Source organism: uncultured Campylobacter sp., assembly GCF_938018035.1.
Taxonomy (GTDB): domain Bacteria; phylum Campylobacterota; class Campylobacteria; order Campylobacterales; family Campylobacteraceae; genus Campylobacter_B.
Genome location: NZ_CALIJF010000073.1, coordinates 1 through 1,093, shown reverse-complemented (window position 1 = coordinate 1,093; position 1,093 = coordinate 1). Strand labels below are relative to the sequence as shown.

Below are 1,093 nucleotides of genomic sequence, written 5' to 3'. Positions count from 1 at the left end.
GACAAAGATAGGGTTAAAATATTTGCAGACTTTCTGGACGATAACTTGCAAATAAAAAACATCATATGGGAATATTGGGTGGTTGCGTATAGGAATTTGAGTAAAAATTTAGCCTATTTGATATTTGGGGATAAATAAAGATATTAAATTTGTGAAATTCTAAATATAAAATTAAGTATAAAGAAAAGATGGCTAAAATTTTGTCGAGATCGTCGATATAGATAGAAATAAAGGATAGAATAATGCAGCCCAAAATTAGAAATTTGTGCTTATCGTTAGAAAATAGAATTTTAAATCTACATCCTTTTAATCCCGAGCAAGTATGTTACTGCATAGCGACATGGTTTATGGAAAATAAAATTTTGTTTCTTATGAAAGAATACGACGGTTGCGGCTTGGACGAGCTGTTAAAGTTAAATTTTAAAGATTATCCTACCGAGCTATCGATTTATGGCGACGGAAAAGCGAAGGATCTCTTTGGCGTAAAGATCATCAAATCGGACGAATACCGCTTGATAAATAAAATTAGAGCGCTGAAAGATCAAAAGAGCTTAAGACTGGTCTACGAGGAATTAAACTCGATTATATTTGACAGCTTGGTAGTTAGCGTGGATTTGGACTTGGCGTGCGAATGCCCGCAATGGTCGCCTAGAGATTATAGAGTTATGTTAAACGAAGCGACGGACAAAATCGTTTTTGCCCGTATAAACTGCGAGAAGAAATTTTATCCGCATACTCTTACCGAGTGCCAAATAGATTGTAATCTTACTATTCCTAAACGCGGATATTTTATCAATTAACTATTTTAATCATTTCTTTTATAGCCAACTTTGGTATCCAAGAAAGACACTGGCGGCAATGACTCAAACTATTTAACCCAGTCTAAATTTAACTCGCCTCGGCGCATTAAATTTTACGATCGATTTGCGCTAGGGCACCCAGGCATCGCCAAGCCCGAGCGCCATTAAATTTTAAATTTAAAATTGTCCGAAAAGATCGTTCAGTGCCTCGCTGATGCTAGGATGCGTAAAAATTTGATTTTTGAAAAAGTCTGCCTTCGCGCCCAGCGCCATGGCGATCGCCAGCTCATTAA

The 1,093-nt window shown here is 36.7% G+C and carries 1 protein-coding gene; it reads left to right on the top strand.

Going from position 1 to position 1,093, the window contains the following annotated elements; all coding sequences use genetic code 11:
* Window positions 1-242: 242 nt before the first annotated feature.
* Complete coding sequence (locus tag Q0257_RS02275; RefSeq protein ID WP_298021046.1) at window positions 243-800, top strand: hypothetical protein; 558 nt, start codon at window positions 243-245, stop codon at window positions 798-800.
* The last annotated feature ends 293 nt before the right edge of the window (window positions 801-1,093 follow it).